Genomic DNA, 19,578 nt, shown 5'->3' with positions numbered 1-19,578 from the left:
TGCATTTTAACTCTCGACTATATTTGGACATAAAAGACCCCCAATAATTGGTGTCCAACTATTGGGGGTCACTTCACGATACTGATCCTCGCTGGGCTTTTTGTTTTCGTTTACACGTTAAATTAACTATATAGTTCAAAAAACTCTAACGTGTCTTTTAACGCCTGATTACGTAAACAGTCTTTTTCCATCAATAATTCATGGCGAGCGTGGGGAATAATCTTCATTTTACATTCTTCGCATTTAGTACAAAAAATGACGTGCGAGTGATTATCTACCACCTTATCATCCCCAGCTTGAAGTAATAATACAGGCGTATCAATCTGCTCAACGTCCCGTATACAACTTTTAGCTGCCGCTAGTGCTTGCCATACCCAACGAGGGCTAGGACCGCCTAGACGCAACTCTGGATGTAATTGATAAAGATGTTTTGCCCAGCCATAACGTAGTTGGCTCTGACACTGATCATTACTCTCAAATGGCTCTTCATGGTAGGGCTTTTTACCTAACACATAAGAAGGCTGAGCTTGATAATGTTCCATAATTTTAGCAATGGACGAAGCCACCAGCTTTAATGGCGCTGGCATGTTGATACCAAACATTGGAGCATTGAGAACAACCGCATTAAATGGTGTTTGATAATGCTCTAGATATAAGGTGGCAACAGCACCTCCCATAGAATGTGCCAGCAAGAAACGATGCTGATAAGCATGTTTCTTAACGACATTTTCAATGAACGAATGAAGATCGGTAACGTAATCATCAAAACAGATCACATGCCCGAGTTCTCTATCGTGAGTTAAGCGACCTGATGCCCCTTGCCCACGATGATCATAAGCGTATACATCATAACCTTTGCGTGAAAACTCATAGAAAAGCTCCTGATATTTCCAAAAGCTTTCATTACGACCATTCACTATCACAACACAGCGTTCATTCTGAGGTTCTCGAATACTGATCCAACGGATCGGCACACCGTCTACCCCTTTAAATTCACCCTGTTGCCTCTTCTGCCACATAGCATGGACTTCGCCTGCCATTAATTGAGTAAATACCGATTCCTTGGTAATAAAATCCCTCTCACAATATTGTTTCATCATGACAGCATCTTATTTTTATAATTATTATGCGTATTTACAGAGCTCTTTCACGTCTTCTTGCGTCAAATGAGATATATCACAGTACGGTTCTTGAATATGGATATGACGACCTGTGGTATTTAGGAAATACTTTCCAGATTGAAAGCCCAGACGATAGTCATCTTCTAATGATTGCACATCACTGCCGATCATTTTCGATTTCAACGCTTTCTGTGGATGGATTTCGTAAATAGTCACATCATCAGGTGGATTACTAAGAAATTCTTGCGTTTTTCTATAGTTATCTTCATGTTCAAGCAGCATTTCGATCATGCCTGCCGCTTTTGAGTGACCTAATGCACGCCGAATATTGGTCATCCAGCAATGATCAAAAGAAGTATCAATCGGTACTGTTCTGATCACGACAATATGGCGATAGCCACGCTCATACGCTTCCTGAACAGGGATCGGTGCACATAAACCGCCATCAACCCAATACTCATTCTGAGAATAAATAGGCTGTTTATTGAGTACAGGAACAGCACAAGATGCTTTTAATGCTAAAGACCAATTTTCAGTATTTAAATTAAAATACGATGCCTGATGGCTGACCATGTTACTTGCTGATGCTAATACCGTGCGGTTACGCATATTCTCACGCCCTTGATGCCAATCTAGCTCAAAGCGAGTTTGCGTTTGCTGCATTAACCAATCAAGATCTAACCCTTCACGACCGAACAAGAATCGGTACACATCGAAGAAATGATGATTTGTGGTTGCCTCTGTGATCACCTTGTAGGCATGTTTTTTCTGTCCACAAATATAAGACGCTAAGTTTAACGAACCTGCTGATGTACCTATCATTAAAGAGAAAGGATTAAAGCTTTGATCTAAAAATGCATCCAATACACCCGCAGTAAAAATCCCTCTTTGGCCGCCACCTTCCGTAACCAGTGCTATCTTCGATATATTCTGAGGTGAAAAAGACAATGCGTCATAATTTTGTACTGCATAAGACACATGCTTACCCGTCATGCTCCCCTCTCAACACTTCACGTTTTCGATGTTTTTTCATCATACAATAATTACGGGTGATACTAACAAACCGCGTTATAATGTCGAACTGCAAAGTATCAATATTTGATTGTAAAAATATTTGCCTAAATATCTAAACAATCATGTCTTGATATATTTGACCTATTCATTTATGAACGCTTTTTGAACATATAGATAAGCACTCGTTTAACTTACTCAATCATGTAAGGTTTAAAAAGTGCATAAACATTCACTCTGGCTTTTAGCTTCGCTGCCAATAAATACAACCCACCTAACTTGCGGTGTAAGAAAATCGCATCAGCAGGCGGTGTATGCCAATAACCGCTGTTCATACTCAAAGCACTACCAGCATCACGAATACGCTTACCCATATCTGTGACACCAAAATCATATTCACCATTAAAGGCTAATGGTTCGCACGCTTCTAAACACAAATTTACCACGGCTTGTTTTGCGACATCTTCAATAGGCTGATGGAAAAAACCAATCTGCTTTAATGCCGCTAGCATGGCTTCACGATCTTGTGTAATAGCCCCAGACATTAACTGACGATAACCTTCCGCAACATGCTCAGGGTAGGCACGTGTTGCGCCAAAATCTAACAAGATGAACTGATTAGTCTCTGGGTTATAGCGGTAATTCGCAAAGTTAGGATCGGTTTGGACTAAACGGAATTCAAACACTTCTTTAAACAATAAGGTGAATGCCAAACTCATGACTTCATCACGAACCGCTTGAGGTTGTTTTGCTAATTGTTCGATTTCAATCCCTTCGACAAAGCTCATAGCAAGAATGGTTTCACAAGTTAAGTCATCATAGATCTCAGGAATTAAGAAGCGGGGATCATCAGCCATTAAGCGTGAAAATCTTTTTAGGTAGTTAGCTTCTTGCTGATAATCCGCTTCAGCATATAACTGCTTTTTCGCTTCTTCTAGTAATTCAGAGACATCAATTGACTTAGGGATCAAACCAGAAAGATTCAATAAAGTTGAAACGTTATGCACATCGCTATCAATGCTTTCACCAATACCGGGATACTGGATTTTTAATGCTAGATCTCTGCCATCTTTGGTTTTGGCACGATGCACTTGCCCAATCGAAGCAGCAGCTACAGGGTAAAAAGAAAATTGCGCAAATTTATCTTGCCAATCTTCACCCCAATTATGGATCAATACATGATTTAGCTGGCTGATCGGCATTGGTTTCGCATCGGCTTGCAAGCGAGATAATAACTCGGTTAACTCTTTCGGCAGCAAATCACCGGCATCCATCGACAGCAATTGCCCAACTTTCATTGCTGCACCACGCAATTGCGCTAACTGATCTGCCACGCGCTGGGCGTTCTTTGGGGTTAATAATAACTCTGATGCTTTAGGACGATGCCCTGCTGCCAATTGTTTCACCCCTTCTGCCACCATACCCGTCGCCACTTTTGATGCTAACGAACCTAGCTTGGTTAAACGAGATAAACGCCCTTTCGGCACTTTAGAATACTGGTGTGAGTCTTTCATTATTAAACCTTGTTTATCTTGTTTGATTATTGGAGCTAAACGAGCAATGCGGTTTATCACATTGCTTACAGCATATCTAAATCATTAAGGTAATGCTCTGCTTGGGCAATAATCGCTGCTTGTTCACTGTCATCAAGCTTATCCCAATGCATGAATAACATGCCTACGCGAGGGTTCTTGGCTAACAATGCCCGATGTTGTGCCATAAAACGCCAATATAAACTATTAAACGGACAAGCATCGCCACCGATTTTCTTTTTAACGTCATACTGACATGATGTGCAATAGTCACTCATTTTATTGATATACGCACCACTCGCTGCATACGGTTTAGTGGCAACCATACCACCGTCAGCAAACAGTGCCATACCTAAGGTATTAGGCTTTTCAACCCACTCAATTGCATCAATGTAAATACCCAAATACCAGTGTTCAACCTCACTCGGTGCTATTCCAGTTAATAGGCAAAAATTTCCCGTCACCATCAAACGCTGAATGTGATGCGCATAACTGTATTCCAGCGACTGTTTTATCGCATGAGACATACACTGCATCTGAGTTTTACCGTGCCAAAAAAAAGCAGGTAATCCTCGGTCAGCTGTAAGTGTATTGTTCTCGCCATAATGGGGCATATTGAGCCAATAAACCGCACGAATAAACTCTCGCCAGCCCAATATTTGGCGTACAAAACCTTCCACTTGCGCAATGTTGATCTCGGAATTAGGCTGCTGATAAGCATCAATAGCGGCTTGTATCACTTGCATTGGCGCAAGCATTTTTGCATTTAACGCAAACGACAACCTGGCATGATACAAGCTCCATGCACTATCACTATGGGTAGTCATTGCATCTTGAAAGCGACCAAAATGAGGAAGTAAATAACGACAAAAGTACTCTAACAATGCTTGAGATTGCTTGCGGCTAACAGGCCACAACAAATACTGTTTAGAAAAGCCAATGGTACGGACGTTATGCCTTGCTAATCGCTCTGTAATATCACTGACATCATTCGTGAACATCAAAGGTTGTGGAATGGCCGCAATATCAGCTGGTTTTAGTTTGTTTCGATTCGCTTGATCGAAGTTCCATTTACCCCCTTCAGGTTTTCCTTCACACATCAAAATATCAAAGCGTTTACGCATCGCACGATAGAAATGCTCCATCCTATTGTGCTTACCTGCTGTTAAATACTGATCAATGTCAGTTAACGGCAATAAGAAATGATCCGTATCAGTGGTTTGAATAGTGACACCATCAAGGGTGAGAGAGCGAAGTTGCTCTGATAAGCGATACTCATCAGGCTGTTGATATTCAAATCCTTTACATTGGTATTGTTCACAAAGTGAGGCAATCAACTGTAATAAATCTGTGTATGGCTCGGTATCATCAAGTGTAAGGTGTAAAACCTCATGTCCTGCTTGCTGCAACGCCTTCGCAAAGTTTTCCATTGCAGCGAAGAAAGCACTGATCTTTTGCTGATGATGTACCACATAATCAGTTTCTTGCTTTAATTCAGCAATAACGTACAACACTTCAGGATTGGTTGATTGATACCAATGATGCGTTGGGTTGAGTTGATCGCCAAGAATGAGACGAAGCGTGGTATAACGTTCTCGCATATTCCAGTCCTAATCACTCATTGGCCAATCATCAATATTATAGGTATCTAACGGGCACAACGTCTCATCTCCGCGCCAATGACGAATAAATGCCAGATCGGGATCGAATAGGCGTGTTTGTTTATCAATATCAAACCAACGTTTATCTCGGCTGTCAGTCCCTACACCTGCAATGTATTGCCAGTTTCCCCAATTTGATGCCACATCATGATCGATCAATTGCTGCTCGAAATATGCCGCCCCATATCGCCAATCAAGGGATAATTCATTAACCAAGCAACTGGCGACGATCTGGCGACCTCGGTTAGACATATAGCCTGTTTGATTTAATTGCTTCATAAAAGCATTCACCAATGGATATGGCGTAGAACCAGAACACCATTGCTTAAAACGAGCAGGATAAAAGCTCGTTAAAAAACGTTTATTTTGCACACCAGAAAAGCGATACAAATGACGCCCTACCACATGGGCATGCCATTTAAAGAACTCACGCCAGAGCAATTCAAAGAAAATCCAATAGGTCGAACTGTTAGCAGTTACATTCTGCTCATAGTCCTTAAGCGCAGCCATAATAGTTTTGGCAGATAACGCCCCACATGCCAGCCATGGTGAGAACTTGGTTGATAACTCCCAGCCTGCGAGTGCATTACGCGTTTCTTTATAATTAGCTGGTGCATCAGATGAGAAATAACGCTTTAGATGCATTAATGCTGCGTTTTCGCCACCTTGCCATTCGACATTAGGATTGTCTGCAATATAGACACGACCAATATCTAAATAGTCCGAGCACTTCATCTTAGGTGGTGGCGGTAAATATTCAGGCTGTGGTAGCGGCTTAGCAACGCTTGTATCACGCTCAATTAGCTTACGAAATTTCGAATAGCCGCTTGGCATATCAGATAAGTGAAACGGCAGTTGTTGCTGTGAATATAAAGTATGGGTATCGGCTTCAACAAAACGTAAATGTGGAAAGCATTGCTTAATATATTGCCACTGTTGTTGCTCATACCAGCCGCAATGGCGACTTCGATAAATCACATTAATTCCGTGTTGTTGAATCAAAGCAGGAAGCAATAACAAAGGATCGGCCTGTACCACCATTAACTGCTGCCCTACGGTGGCAAGGTTGGTATGAAGTGTTTGTAAAGATTGGAGCAAAAACCGATGTCGGATCTCCCCCATCGATTTAAGCTGGTAGCGATTAAATGCCTGCCACTGAGGTTCGATAAAATAAACGCACAGTAAGCTATCACTATGATCCCGTACTTGATGAAAGATGGCATTGTCGTGTAAACGAAGATCATGGGTTAGCCAATAAAGCGCTCGTACCGCCATAAGAATGTACTCTGCTTATTTGTTATCTCGTTAATACGAAACAAACAGCAATAGCGATCGCTTGGCTCACTGATTTTTTTACGCTTAAAAGGATATAAAAAAGCCAGTGTTATTAACGCTAAACGCAATAACACTGGCTGATATATCGACTTAGTTTAGGTAGAACGATTAATCGAACTCTGGTTGGTTACGATTGAAGAAGTTCACAAGTAAACCAATCACTAACACCACAACCGTTACCACTAAGATAGACTGGAATACGTGGTGGTATTGCGCTGCTGATGTGATCAAATCAAGCGCATCACCTTTTGGTGTATCCGTTGCAGTTAGCTCTGCAATGTTTGCTGCTAAGTAGTTTGCTACTGAGCCACCCATTAGCATGTAAATACCTGCCACTGTGCCAGTTGCCCCTTGAGGGTTCATACGTGTGATCGCAGATAACGCCACAGGGTCAATGAACAGTTCAGCAACACCAATTAAGAACAGACCAATGAATAACCATAGGAAAGTTGTGTGACCAGTTGCCATTGCAAGCTTAGAAGATAGTGTGATCAAGCTGAAGCCCGCAGTTAACAGCAATAGACCCATGTTTAATTTAGTTAATGTACGTACAGAGATCTGACGTGACGCTAATACTTTCCATAACCATGTTACTGCTGCACCACCTACGATAACCGCAACAGGGTTAACTGACTGGAAGAAAGCCGTTGGAATGTGGAAGCCAAAAATATCAGTATCAATATTACGTTCGATGAACAAGCTGATTGAACTACCACCTTGTTGGTCAAATGCCCAGAACACAGTACCGAAGATCATAAAGTACATGATTGAGTGTAATTTCTTACGATCTTCTGCATCACTTTTACGGTATAAACGTAGCATCTGTAGTGCTGAGAACGCTAAGATCACCGCAAGAATATAACCTGCAAGTAAATCTTTAAGTACGAATACCAAGCTTACTGCTGCGGCAATCACACCTACAATAATTAATAGCCAGTGACTAACACCTGCTGTTTTACGAGTTAATGCAACCTTGTTAGCTTTTTGAACGTGAGCAAAGTTCTTACGGCCAGTGCTGAAGATCAAAAGACCAATCAACATACCGATACCTGCTAGTGCAAAACCAACATGCCATCCCCAACGGCTTGCTGCATAACCACAGAAAATAGGTGCTAAAGCTGAACCGACGTTACCACCGATATAAGAAATCGAGAAACCGGATTCACGCGCACTGTCATGACCTTTATATAACTCACCCAACAGACAGCTAGAGTTAGTTTTAAAAAAGCCATAGCCACAAATAATCAATGCAAGCGCACTATATAGCGTCATATGATCGTTGCTAGGAATGCTCAATACAACGTGACCAGCCACCATTAATAATGCACCAATCACCACAGACCAATAGTTACCTAAGTAACGGTCTGCTAAATAACCGCCTAAAATGGGAGTCACATAAACTAATGATGTATATGCGCCGTATAACGCATACGCATGTTCATCTGACATTAAAAGTTTTTGGGTTAAAAAGAGAATTAATAGCGATCGCATACCGTAGTAGCTAAAAAATTCCCACATTTGTATCGCGATGAGGTGAAAAAGCCCTTTAGGCTGAGAGGATAGTTGCATATTGATTCCTATAAAAGGCCCGTTTAGCTAACGGTTGTCATTCTTATTTATACACCCAAGTAACTTGGGTATTTAAGAATGAAAATACACTGAACTCCCCCAAGCTCAAGCATATTCTTGCCCCATATTTAGCATCTTAATTTTCATAGTTTTGAGTATTTATTCGTTGCTTCAATGAAAATCTCTTATTCTATTTACATGCAATAAACAAACATTATTCCATTTATGCGATTTATGTCTCAGCATATTTGCAACCATTAATAAATTCATAAAGTTAGAAAGATCTGCTAAGCATGAAATGATCACAGCAATCGTTGTTCTGTGATATTAATCACAACATTTGCGCAACAAAAAAGCCGTTAACTGTCTCCAGTAACGGCTTTTTTAAATAGAATTTCGAACCTGAAATTACAGTGTTAAATCCAATTCATTGTGAATAAGGACAATACACTGGGAAGCAAATAGCATTTTAGGGCCTAAGCTGATTTTCTGAGCACCTAAACGTTTTAGGCTATTAAAGCTCTTTTTCGGCATTGGCATATGATCGGTTAATAAGAAACAAGGATTAGCCGCCAATTCAATATCACGTACGAAGTCGCCTTTTTTGTCCAACATATACAGTTGGTAATCTTCGGCTAACTCACCCACTAACTTTTCAAAACTGATAGTGCGTACAGTAATACCAGGCTCAACCACACGGCTTTGCTCTTTACCCATACCTAATGACTTATCAAGCGCATGAGCAATCTTGTCTAACCATGCTTGCTCGTGGAAACCCGTCAGATTGGTAATATCATTTGAGCTAAAACTAATGGTACGTGAGAAATCTTGCGTACTTTCAAGCACTAAATGCACCATGATATCTTCACGGTGAGACTGCGCCACAAAAATAGCATTCATTAAAACGTGAGCCAAAATTTCAGTGTGAGCATCTTGACCAACAGATGCTAATAACATTTTGCTGTCTGTTGGGGCTGAACGGGCTCTTAATACGAAAGCGCGCATAGTTAATATCCTAGAAATTGAAAGTGACACTTGCTTCGCCACACAATGGTACATACCAATCATATATCGGTAGCGAGCGCCGTATTATCCCCGCTTTTTAATAATATGTAACCCCTGTTGATCAGATTCCTATTTCCATTCGTATTATTTGGGATTTTTACTAAGGTTTGCTAACACTAAGCAATAGAAGCGTATACAAGGAAAGAATAATGGAAAAGATGATTATCTTTTATGATGGCAGTTGTCCACTTTGTGTTGCTGAAATGAAGCAGTTACAACAACTCAATGTATGCAAACGCCTTATGTTCGAAGATATATTAGCCGCAGATTTCCAACAACGTTTCCCGAATATCTCAGTAGAAAAAGCCAGCAACATTTTACATGGTTTGCTGTATCAAGACACAGGCATCATAAATAAGTATCAAGCAGAAACAACCTTATTACTCGGCTTAGATGTCACCTACCAAGCATGGAAAATGGTAGGTAAAAAGCCTTGGTTAAAGCTCTTACGTTTACCTGTGATCCGAATTTTTGCCGATCGTGCTTATCTATTCTTTGCCCGAAATCGTTACCGTATTTCAGCACTATTGACGGGAAAATCTCGTTGCGATCAATGCTCAATAAAATAACCAACTCTCATCAGCGCACTCAAAAAAGATATTCCTTATAAGCAATATTAATTCAGAGAATTTTGGCTTCTTTGCTTTGTAATCAGCCCACAAATCATTCGTAACATATATAGATAAACCAATCTACATCAGCACTAATAAGAAACAACGATAAGCCATCAAAAAATAAAAAGAACAAACCGCCATAAAACAGACACAGTTTAAGAATTAAAACGTCAATAAAAAATTCTTTATAGTCATACATCTAACTTTTACACTTTTCTGCGTGCATAAATAAAAAACACTATTTACACTCGCCGCACTTTTTAACACCACATTTTTCTGAGACAACAATGCAACTATCACTAAAACAAAAGCTGATCAGCGCGAGCTTGTCTGCTGTTGTCCTTATGGCAGCAGTATTAACTTGGCTTGCAGCCAGTAACTTACAAGAACAAACCAACGAAAATATCTTAGAGCGCGTACAAAGTGTGGCAACCACAGCCACCAGCGGTATTGAAGATTGGGTTAATATCCGCCGTAGTATTACCTCCTCTGTTAAAGACCCCTATCAACAAACCGATCTAGTACCTTTCCTACAACAAGCACGTGATGCCGGCGGTTTTGATGATATCTACTACGGTTCTGTTAATGGTGAAATGACGCGTTCACACCCAGAGCGTAACCGTGCTGATTACGATCCTCGTACTCGCCCTTGGTACGGAGATGCCGTAAACAGCAATAAACAAGTGATCACCACAGCTTATCAAGATGCCATCACTAATGCCCTATTAGTGACGATTGCCGAACCTATTCGTAATAAAGGCACACTGGCAGGTGTTATCGGTGCCGACGTATTAATTGATCAGCTTATTAACGATGTGATCAGTTTGAACATCGGTGACAATGCTTATGCCATGTTGATCGATAAGAAAAACGGGACTTTCCTTGCTCATCCTGATAAGTCACTGTTATTAAAACCGATTGTAAACTACAGCAATCAATTAAACATGGGCAATATCGATCAAAGTGCCAATACTAACAGCTTGGAGCAGTTCTCTATCAAGGGGAAAGAGAAGCTATTTTACTTTGCGAATATCCCAAATAGTGATTGGGTATTTGGTCTTGAAATGGATAAATCCACAGAAGAAGCCAGTTACTATTCGCTATTAACCGAGCTTATCATCACAGCTATTGTGATCACTTTGATCGTGGTTGTCGCGGTGGCATGGTTAGTTAACTTCTTACTACGTGATTTAGATCGAGTGTCAAAAGCACTGGCTGAAATTGCTAACGGTGAAGGCGATTTAACCCAGCGTTTAGAACCTCGCAGTGATGATGAAGTGGGCAAACTGGCACTGAACTTCAACCAATTTGTTGGCAACATGCATCAAATGGTGACTCGCCTGCGCCATGTTTCAGAATCATTGAACCAGCAATCGCACATCACCGCATCACAAGCCGAAGAGCGCAGCGCACGTATTCAGCTACAGCAAGATGAAATCAACATGGTAGCGACAGCTATCAATGAAATGGCGGCAGCAACGCAAGAGATCGCATCAAATGCAGAAAATACCGCAAGAACCTCTGAAGAAACGGTAACGGCATCAAATCACGGTGCAACACAAGTAAACCAAAGCCAACAGTCGATCAGCACCTTGGCACAAGAAGTCGAAACAGCGACGACAGTGATCAGTGATTTAAACCATCACGCACAAAGTATCACTACTATTCTTTCAACGATCCAAGGCATTGCTGAACAAACGAACCTGCTTGCTCTCAACGCAGCTATCGAAGCAGCACGTGCTGGTACACAAGGTCGAGGTTTTGCCGTTGTTGCTGATGAAGTACGTGTGCTTAGCCAACGTACTCATGCTTCAACCCAAGAAATCCAACAAATGATTGAAGCGCTACAGCAAACCACACGTCAAGCGGTAGGCATTATGGATGATAGTCGTCACTTGTCTGAAACTAGTGTTGATGATGCTAATGCGGCTGCGGTTAGCTTGTCGCAAATCACCAATGCCGTGACCACCATTAATGATATGGCGACCCAAATAGCCTCTGCCGCTGAAGAGCAAACCTTAGTCACATCGGAAATTACCCGTAACACGGAAGGGATCCGTGATGTGTCTAACGAACTTGCTGTAGAAGCAGGAGAAGCGGCAAAACAAGCAGCAGAGTTGTTTAACTTATCCCACGAGCTGCAACAAGAAATCAGTCGTTTTAAACTCTAAACATACCGTTATAACAACGAAAAACTAACGACAAAAGCTAGCATATAACGTGCTAGCTTTTGTTCTATATACAGCTAACTATTATGCCAATATTTCTATTTCTCTTAACAATAAGTTTCAGTATTAGCGCCAATGCGGCATGGGATAACCCAACCGATCGCTATAAAGGTGAATATAAAAAACACTTAAATGCAAGCTGCCCTATTGCCAGTGATAGCATGAAACATTTCGTCTATTTTGCTAAAGATAGAAAAGCCATTAAATCTCATCCTTTACTCAACAATCCTCGTTTTGTAGGCGCACAAATCATGTATTCATGGTCTGACTTAGAACCTCAAAAAGACGTTTATGATTTCTCTATCATTCTTGAAGATTATGAGTACCTAAAAAAGCACGGTAAAAAGCTGTTTATTCAACTTCAAGATGCGACCTTCTATTCTGAAAATAAAGCCGTACCTAATTACCTTCTCGATAAAGTCTATGATGGTGGCGCAGTTCAGCAATACACTGATGATGGAAATAGCGCAGGATCGGTAGCTAAACGCTGGAATAAACAAGTGAGAGCACAAGCATTAGGACGCCAGTTTGACGGAAAAATTGAAGGGATAAACCTACAAGAAACCGCTATTGGTGTATCAGTAAAAACCGATCCAAGCTTTAATGAAAAAGACTATGTAACAGGTATCAAAGCAAACATGCTGGCCTTGAACAGGCTTTTCCTTCTTCAACAACCATGCAATATGCCAACTTTGTTAACGGTGAATGGCTTCCTTGGGAAGACAAAGGTTACCATAAAAGCATTTACCAATACGGCGAAAAAATTGGAGTGGGATTAGGTGCACCCGATCTCATGGTTAAGCGTCGAGGACAACTGAACCACGCTTTAGCTATGATGCATGAAAATAAGTATTCCGTCCCTTTAGGGATTGCTATTCAAGACGGTAATTACATAGGGCAAACCAACACGACTGAAGTGGTTGAAAAACGAAACAACATCGTACCCATGCTGCACTCATTTAGTCAGCACTTCCTGAAAGTAAAATACATGTTCTGGGGATACCAAGAGCCCTACTTTACAGAAGATGTTCTTACTTGCTTCAACGCTTAACTAAACCCACATAAGGTTAACAGCAAAGCCAGCACAATCGTTGCTGGCTTTCTTCTATCTCTTTCTAGCACTAATCTTAATATGACAGATCATGTTCAAGCGTCTATTGTTAAATTCACATCACTTTTGTTATGTTATAACATAACCAAACAAACACTAATGCCTGAATTATCTCAACAGTACTCAGGCTACTCAGATCAACGTGAGAATAGTCAGCCATGAATCAAGCCACTGCCCATCACTTAACTACGATAGAAAATACCAACTGTTCAAGTATGGCAACTCAACCCACGGTATTTACCGATATCTATCAAGATCATATTAATATCGCGGTTTGGCAGCGTAATCTGACGCTAGAACTCACTCAAGAAATAGCCCTATTTCTCGAACAAAATCCGACATTTAGGAAAGCAATTTCACTTTCACCTGAGACTGCATTAGCTGAATTGGATCTTGCCACACAACGTAAATTACCGAGATCACTGCTAGAAAACATTGCACAACTGGCCGATATGTTCTGCTGCTTATTTGATATCAATGAAGTCGGTTTACGGTTAACAGCATTAAACAGTGCCATGTGCCCACGTTTCCATGTTGATCATATCCCTTGTCGGTTAGTAACAACGTTTCATGGCACAGCATCTCAATGGTTACCTAACGATAAAGTGGATCGCACAAAACTGGGACATGGCAATAATGGACTTCCTGATGATGCTTCAGGTTTATACCAACAAGAATCAGATATTGCGCAGCTTTCATGTGGTGATGTAGCACTGTTTAAAGGGGAAGCGTGGGCTGGAAATGAAAACCTTGGGATTGTACATCGCTCACCAGTCACCTCTCCGACTGAAACGCGATTACTGATGACGCTCGATTTCTGCTAACACTGTTAAGATTCACAGCATAGAGATATACCCAAGTGACTTCAATATGCCCGATTCAGAGCGAAGTCTCTTGGGTATAAATAAAAGCCTGCAGACCGCTGGCTTTGTAAAATCACTGACGCTTTCCTATTAAACGTCCTGTCCAGTTTTCTACAACATTATTTTGTAGTCGGCGTTCAAACACGCCTTTAGTTTCTTTAGCTAACACATCTAAATCAACAAGCTGCTGCATTGCCGTTTTATTTTCAGTATCGACATAAAGGTAATGCTGTACTTTTGCTACCGTCCATTCTGGATGTAAGCGTTCAGTCACTTCGATCTTATCGCCAGCATTCATTGTTCCCGTTTGCAATACACGGTAAAACCAACCCGTTTTAAAATTATCTTGAACATAACGTGACAGCGTCGGTTCGCTAAAACGGCTATTTAGCTTAAAGCATGGCTGACGAGGTTGAGTAACTTGTAGCACTACCGAGCCTACCTTCACAATGTCGCCAATACACATGTTGTGTTCATTCATTCCGGTCGCTACAAGGTTTTCACCAAAACCACCTTTTACAAAATAGGCAGTTGACTGAGGAAACTGCTCCGCTAAATCAGCATAATGCTCAAAGTCATATTGCAGCACAGCGCGATCTTCACCACCATGAAAGCTTTCAGCTTGCTCATCACCAGCAAGCCCTAAGGCAGATAAATCACAAGTATCAACAGTGTGCTTATCAATCGCGGTATTGCTGTCATACAGCGATTTCACTTTACCTAATCGTAACTCATCAAGGTTTGATACTGGGTACATTGTGCTTTCCTTTACTGATAAAACCATAAGAACTGTATAACAAAGTGTGTCGGGAAAATAGGTGAAAAATCGCTATCTATCATCTAACAATCTCTTTAACCTGACACTCCCCGATCACGCTAACATCTCACATCCTTTCTGTACCAAGCATTCGATCACATTCGTAAATACAGGGTGTATCTCTTTACCTATTGGAAAAAACACATTTAGCCCTATCATTTTGCTGCCCGGTAATTCTTGCAGCGAAAGCTCAGCTAATTGACCTGATAACAGATAAGCGCTCATGTACTCTTTTGGCATCACCGCCCAACCATCTTGCTTGATCAGTTCACACAAGACATCGTTATTACTCACCATATGTAACCGAGGCGATACCTTGGCAAAGTCGACATTCAATGTCAGAAAGTTCTCTGAAATATATTGAGTTTCCGTTTGTAAGTGAGCCAGTGAAACCTGCGCCATCTTTGCAAGCGGTGACTCAGGTCTGGCGTAACAATTAAGATGAATATGACCTAAGGTTTTCCATGCAATTTCGGTTTCAGCAAACACCTTTCCTCGGTTTAGCATCAACGCAAAATCAGCAGTTCCCGCTTTCAACATGGCTAACGCTTCTTGGCGTGTACGATGAAGCCAATTCACAACAAGATGCGGATAAGCTTGCTTAATGCTTTGCTCCGTTTCCACCATCAAGCTAAGTGGTACAAAAACATCATGAGTGATCGTCAGCGTATGAACGTCACTGCTAAATAACGCCTGACTATAATCAAACAGCTCTCGGCTTTGTTTCTCGACCACCTTGGCACGAAAATACAGTTGCTCTGCTTTATCTGTTGCGACGGCTTTCTTACCAACAATCTCAAACAGGGGATAACCCAAAGTATCTTCATACGCCATTACATGCTCTCGCACCGTAGTACGAGACTTACCTAATGCGGATGCAGCCCCGCTGTACGAGCCATTTTCATATACCGCAATAAACGTGGCTAACTGCTCAAAGGTATGCACACCAATTCTCTTTCGCCAGATAAATGTACGTAAAACCCTATCAAAAGTGACTGTAATGTAAATTTTAACTTGCGCAAAATGTGAACCATCAAAGCAGAAAACTATTTCAATTTGCTGTGTTCAGGAGAACAACATGATGAAAACACCGCTTTCTCTTCTTACTTTGGCACTGACTTCCAGCATGGCATTTGCAGCACCCGATCTGATCTTAACCAATGGTGATATTGTGACTGTCACAGGGGAGAAAGTGCGTGCGCAAGCTGTAGCAATTAAAGACGGTAACATTGTCGCTGTCGGTACCAACCAAAGCGTACTTAAAGACGTTAACAACAACACCAAGATTCGAGATCTAAAAGGTAAAACCGTCACTCCCGGCTTTATTGATGCTCACGGTCACTTTGCTCAATACTTACCACTGATTGAAAACGAATTTCTCTACCCTGCTCCAATGGGCAATATCAGCTCGATTAAAGATATCGATGACAAAATGCGTCGTTACTTTAGCCAAGACGGACTAGATAAAAATATTCTGCATGTTGCTTTTGGCTATGATGATGCAGAGCTTGCAGAAAAACGTCATCCAACCAAACAAGAATTAGATGCGTTCAGTGAAGATTTCAGCTTCTGTGCGGTGCATGTATCAGGACACTTAGCGACCTGTAACAGTAAAGGACTGGCGTTCATTGGTTATGATACCAATACCCCAAATCCTGATGGTGGTGTTATTCGTCGTGATGCCAATGGTGAAATGACAGGCGTACTTGAAGAGTCTGCTATTTACGCCATTCTTGGCGCTTTACCAACAGAAACCAAAAGCGATGCCATTCGTAAGTTTATCAAAGTGCAAGACATGTTCGCCAGCTATGGCATTACCACCGCCCAAGAAGGATTAGCGACCTTACCAGCCTTAAAAGCAATGAAAACCATGGCTGATGATAACTTAATGAAAATTGATTTACTCGCATACGCCAAATGGGTGGATTTGGATAAAGCAGTAGAGATCATGCCAATGAAAAGCACCCACAATGGTTTTACACTAGCAGGTGTCAAGTTGGTTGGTGATGGCTCACCACAAGGCAAAACCGCTTATTTATCGTCACCTTATTACGAGCCTCCACATAACCACAGTTTCGACTATCATGGTTATCCCGTACTATCACAATTAGAGGTCAATCAATGGGTAGAAAAAGCCTATGCTATGGGCGCACAAGTATTAAGCCACAGCAATGGTGATGCGGCAGCAGATATCCTGATGAATGCTGTAGAGCGCGCTAACAAGATCTACGGTAACGATGATCGCCGTACCGTGATGATCCATGCGCAAACCACACGCTTAGATCAAATCAAGCGCATGAAAGAAAACGCTGTGATCCCATCATTCTTCCCAGCTCACACGTATTTCTGGGGTGATTGGCACAAAGATTCAGTATTAGGGCCTTGGCGAGCAGCGAATATCTCACCAATGGGCTGGGCGAACTCAAATGAGTTAATGTTTACCATTCACATGGATGCACCTGTGCTATTCCCTGACATGATGACCAACATGTGGACAGCGGTGAACCGTGTGACACGCAGTGGCGAGGTGTTAGGCGAGCACCATAAAATCACCCCGTACCAAGCACTACAAGCCATCACCATTAACAGTGCTTATCAGAACTTTGAAGAAGCAAGCAAAGGCACCATTGAAGTCGGTAAACGTGCTGATCTAGTGATTTTAGATGCCAATCCACTGACTGTTGATCCAATGAAAATTAAAGACATCACCGTACTAGAAACCATCAAAGACGGTAAAACCGTGTATCAAAAGAGTTAATCTTCGCACCTCATCAATAAGCACAAAGCCAGCGTTAATATATCGCTGGCTTTTCTTATTTTTATAACCGCTATGATTTATGCGTTTTCCAGAGCAAGACAATACATATTCAGCGGCCCTTTCAACATTGAAACATCAAGTGGCAAATGACCACTATTGCAGTTAAGTGCAAGCGCATAACCATGAAGATAATCCACCAGCAAATCGAGCGCATCTTTCGCCGCAGTTTCATTTAATTGCAACGGTGCAATCACTATCTTAAATCGCTCAATAAACACTTCAGCAGGGCTAATTGAATCCATACTCAGTAATGTTTCTAATAGTCCAGAATAGTCATTGAGCAAAGAGACATAGCTGGTACACAGTGCGTTTAACTCGACTTTCCACGCCTCGCTCACCTTTGGCTCATAAATATCTTCAATAAGCGAAGTCGTAATTGCTTCTAACAGCTTACTTTTATTCTCGAAGTAGTAATAAATCGCCATTGCATCAACTGATAAGCTAGATGCTAATTTACGAATACTGGGGACTTTACCCTCTTGTTTCATCAATGCTTTCGCCATATCCATGATGACGACTTCACTTAATTGACTGCCCGATCCTTTTGGTCGACCTCGTTTCTTCTCCTTGACAGACATTCAACCACCTCGTTAGACTAAATACAATTTCTACATTGTAGAATTAATTATAACGGATGCTAAACCTTGCGCCAAGTATGTGCCACGGTTAGCTAAAAATGTGAGAGACGAAATATGAAATGCTCTGTTTATATAGCAACCAGTGTCGATGGCTTTATTGCAAGAAAAAACGGCAGTGTTGATTGGTTAGATGCGGCTCAAGATCCAAATATTGATATGGGTGATCACGCTGATATGGGCTTTGCCGATTTTATGGCATCGGTGGACTGTTTGATCATGGGGCGCAAATGCATGGAAATGATTTCGAGCATGAACCTGACGCCTGAACAATGGCCATATGGTGATACCCGCGTTATCGTGCTGAGTAATACCATTAAGCAAGCCCCTGAGAATGTCAGAGAGCATGTCGAAATGTACTCAGGTGATATTCAAGAATTAGTGACCAAACTAGAAAGCGAAGGACACCAACATGCTTACATTGATGGTGGTACGACGATTCAAGCTTTCATTAACCGCCAATTGATTGATGAAATCAGCATTACTTACGCCCCCGTATTATTAGGTGAAGGCATTCCACTGTTTGGCAAAGTGCTTAAAGATATTAAATTGGAGCAAGCACAGGCGACTACTTTTGCTAACAACTTCATTCAAGTGAAATACAGCGTAAATTATCAGTAATTGCTTTGTTTTGATAAATAACGCTATAAAAAATAACAAAAAAGTCCGCAACCTTTTACTACTAGGTGCTAGTAATAAATTAATTGCGGACTTTTTCATGGGTATGGCGCTATTAAAAGCATTGCCTTTTCATTGCAACAGCGACTTTAATTAGTTATCAATACCGCAATCAGTACAACTTAGCAGTACGATTTCGTGTTCAAACACTGCCGCATCGCTGCCGTCAGCAAAAAGCTCAGCAATTTCTTCCGCTACTTCTTGCTCATCTTCAGCTTTAACTTGGTTTGATAATGCTTCTTCAGAGTAGCCGTAGAAATTAAGTAATAAATAGTCACGCGCTTCATCTTTTGTACACGTCACGTTCACCGACACTTCTGGCTCAACGTTACCTTTCGCAATAATCGCAGATGCTTGGGCAGCAACATCTTCTTTCATCGCAGCTGTTAACCAACCAAGATCAATGCTTACTGTGTTCTTTTTACAGTTAAAACAAGGTAGTTTCTGAAAGTAATATTGAAAGTCAGTCATAGATAATTTCTTCTTTAAATGTTGTTTTGCACGATTATGAGTATTTTCT

The 19,578-nt window shown here is 41.3% G+C and carries 18 protein-coding genes; 7 read left to right on the top strand and 11 right to left on the bottom strand.

What is annotated here, in order from left to right:
* Positions 1 to 122: 122 nt before the first annotated feature.
* The 7 genes from E5A76_RS07810 to trmY all read right to left on the bottom strand — a co-directional run bounded on the left by E5A76_RS07810 (position 123) and on the right by trmY (position 9,234).
* On the bottom strand, positions 123 to 1,040 hold the full coding sequence (locus E5A76_RS07810) for an alpha/beta fold hydrolase (RefSeq protein WP_161118580.1): 918 nt from the start codon (positions 1,038 to 1,040) through the stop codon (positions 123 to 125).
* An 84-nt stretch (positions 1,041 to 1,124) separates the two neighbouring features.
* Positions 1,125 to 2,114, bottom strand: coding sequence for a patatin-like phospholipase family protein (locus E5A76_RS07805; protein ID WP_053988809.1), 990 nt, complete (start codon positions 2,112 to 2,114; stop codon positions 1,125 to 1,127).
* A gap of 212 nt (positions 2,115 to 2,326) precedes the next feature.
* A complete protein-coding gene (locus tag E5A76_RS07800; protein WP_161118578.1) occupies positions 2,327 to 3,646 on the bottom strand; it encodes an ABC1 kinase family protein in 1,320 nt (439 codons plus the stop codon).
* A 65-nt stretch (positions 3,647 to 3,711) separates the two neighbouring features.
* On the bottom strand, positions 3,712 to 5,265 hold the full coding sequence (locus E5A76_RS07795; RefSeq protein ID WP_161118577.1) for a cryptochrome/photolyase family protein: 1,554 nt from the start codon (positions 5,263 to 5,265) through the stop codon (positions 3,712 to 3,714).
* A gap of 9 nt (positions 5,266 to 5,274) precedes the next feature.
* Positions 5,275 to 6,600 carry a DASH family cryptochrome gene (locus E5A76_RS07790; RefSeq protein ID WP_161118576.1) on the bottom strand — a complete coding sequence of 442 codons (1,326 nt, stop codon included), beginning with the start codon at positions 6,598 to 6,600 and terminating at the stop codon, positions 5,275 to 5,277.
* Between the two features lie 168 nt (positions 6,601 to 6,768).
* Entirely contained in the window at positions 6,769 to 8,229 is a 1,461-nt protein-coding gene (locus E5A76_RS07785) for a peptide MFS transporter (protein ID WP_161118575.1), read from the bottom strand.
* 408 nt (positions 8,230 to 8,637) lie between these two features.
* Positions 8,638 to 9,234 (bottom strand): tRNA (pseudouridine(54)-N(1))-methyltransferase TrmY, encoded by a 597-nt coding sequence (gene trmY, locus E5A76_RS07780; RefSeq protein WP_053988804.1) that lies wholly within the window; start codon positions 9,232 to 9,234, stop codon positions 8,638 to 8,640.
* Positions 9,235 to 9,443: 209 nt separating this feature from the next.
* Between trmY and E5A76_RS07775 the strand changes: the two genes are divergently transcribed.
* The 5 genes from E5A76_RS07775 (at position 9,444) to E5A76_RS07760 (ending at position 14,071) form a co-directional block, all read left to right on the top strand.
* Complete coding sequence (locus E5A76_RS07775; RefSeq protein WP_161118574.1) at positions 9,444 to 9,863, top strand: thiol-disulfide oxidoreductase DCC family protein; 420 nt, start codon at positions 9,444 to 9,446, stop codon at positions 9,861 to 9,863.
* Positions 9,864 to 10,195: 332 nt separating this feature from the next.
* Entirely contained in the window at positions 10,196 to 12,079 is a 1,884-nt protein-coding gene (locus E5A76_RS07770; protein WP_161118573.1) for a methyl-accepting chemotaxis protein, read from the top strand.
* Positions 12,080 to 12,162: 83 nt separating this feature from the next.
* The gene (locus E5A76_RS07765) at positions 12,163 to 12,915 is read left to right on the top strand and encodes a hypothetical protein (protein ID WP_237459281.1); all 753 of its coding nucleotides are present in this window, start codon (positions 12,163 to 12,165) and stop codon (positions 12,913 to 12,915) included.
* Between the two features lie 14 nt (positions 12,916 to 12,929).
* On the top strand, positions 12,930 to 13,187 hold the full coding sequence (locus E5A76_RS20620) for a hypothetical protein (protein ID WP_237459282.1): 258 nt from the start codon (positions 12,930 to 12,932) through the stop codon (positions 13,185 to 13,187).
* Between the two features lie 218 nt (positions 13,188 to 13,405).
* Positions 13,406 to 14,071, top strand: a complete 666-nt coding sequence (locus tag E5A76_RS07760; protein ID WP_161118572.1) for a DUF1826 domain-containing protein — start codon at positions 13,406 to 13,408, stop codon at positions 14,069 to 14,071.
* 112 nt (positions 14,072 to 14,183) lie between these two features.
* Here the strand turns inward: E5A76_RS07760 and E5A76_RS07755 are convergent, their stop codons facing one another.
* Together E5A76_RS07755 and E5A76_RS07750 are read right to left on the bottom strand one after the other, a co-directional pair.
* A complete protein-coding gene (locus E5A76_RS07755; protein ID WP_161118571.1) occupies positions 14,184 to 14,867 on the bottom strand; it encodes an MOSC domain-containing protein in 684 nt (227 codons plus the stop codon).
* Between the two features lie 114 nt (positions 14,868 to 14,981).
* A complete protein-coding gene (locus tag E5A76_RS07750) occupies positions 14,982 to 15,872 on the bottom strand; it encodes a LysR family transcriptional regulator (RefSeq protein WP_161118570.1) in 891 nt (296 codons plus the stop codon).
* Between the two features lie 136 nt (positions 15,873 to 16,008).
* Here E5A76_RS07750 and E5A76_RS07745 point away from each other — a divergent pair, with 136 nt between their 5' ends.
* Complete coding sequence (locus E5A76_RS07745; protein ID WP_161118579.1) at positions 16,009 to 17,685, top strand: amidohydrolase; 1,677 nt, start codon at positions 16,009 to 16,011, stop codon at positions 17,683 to 17,685.
* Positions 17,686 to 17,762: 77 nt separating this feature from the next.
* Here the strand turns inward: E5A76_RS07745 and E5A76_RS07740 are convergent, their stop codons facing one another.
* The gene (locus E5A76_RS07740; protein WP_161118569.1) at positions 17,763 to 18,323 is read right to left on the bottom strand and encodes a TetR/AcrR family transcriptional regulator; all 561 of its coding nucleotides are present in this window, start codon (positions 18,321 to 18,323) and stop codon (positions 17,763 to 17,765) included.
* 114 nt (positions 18,324 to 18,437) lie between these two features.
* On the opposite strand from E5A76_RS07740, the gene E5A76_RS07735 reads away from it, so the two are divergent.
* On the top strand, positions 18,438 to 19,001 hold the full coding sequence (locus tag E5A76_RS07735; protein ID WP_161118568.1) for a dihydrofolate reductase family protein: 564 nt from the start codon (positions 18,438 to 18,440) through the stop codon (positions 18,999 to 19,001).
* Positions 19,002 to 19,151: 150 nt separating this feature from the next.
* Here E5A76_RS07735 and E5A76_RS07730 read toward each other — a convergent pair whose 3' ends face one another.
* Positions 19,152 to 19,529 carry a hypothetical protein gene (locus tag E5A76_RS07730; protein ID WP_161118567.1) on the bottom strand — a complete coding sequence of 126 codons (378 nt, stop codon included), beginning with the start codon at positions 19,527 to 19,529 and terminating at the stop codon, positions 19,152 to 19,154.
* Between the last annotated feature and the right edge of the window lie 49 nt (positions 19,530 to 19,578).

This window comes from Photobacterium lucens, assembly GCF_009873615.1.
GTDB classification, from domain to species: domain Bacteria; phylum Pseudomonadota; class Gammaproteobacteria; order Enterobacterales; family Vibrionaceae; genus Photobacterium; species Photobacterium lucens.
This window is presented reverse-complemented; position numbering and strand designations above follow the sequence as displayed.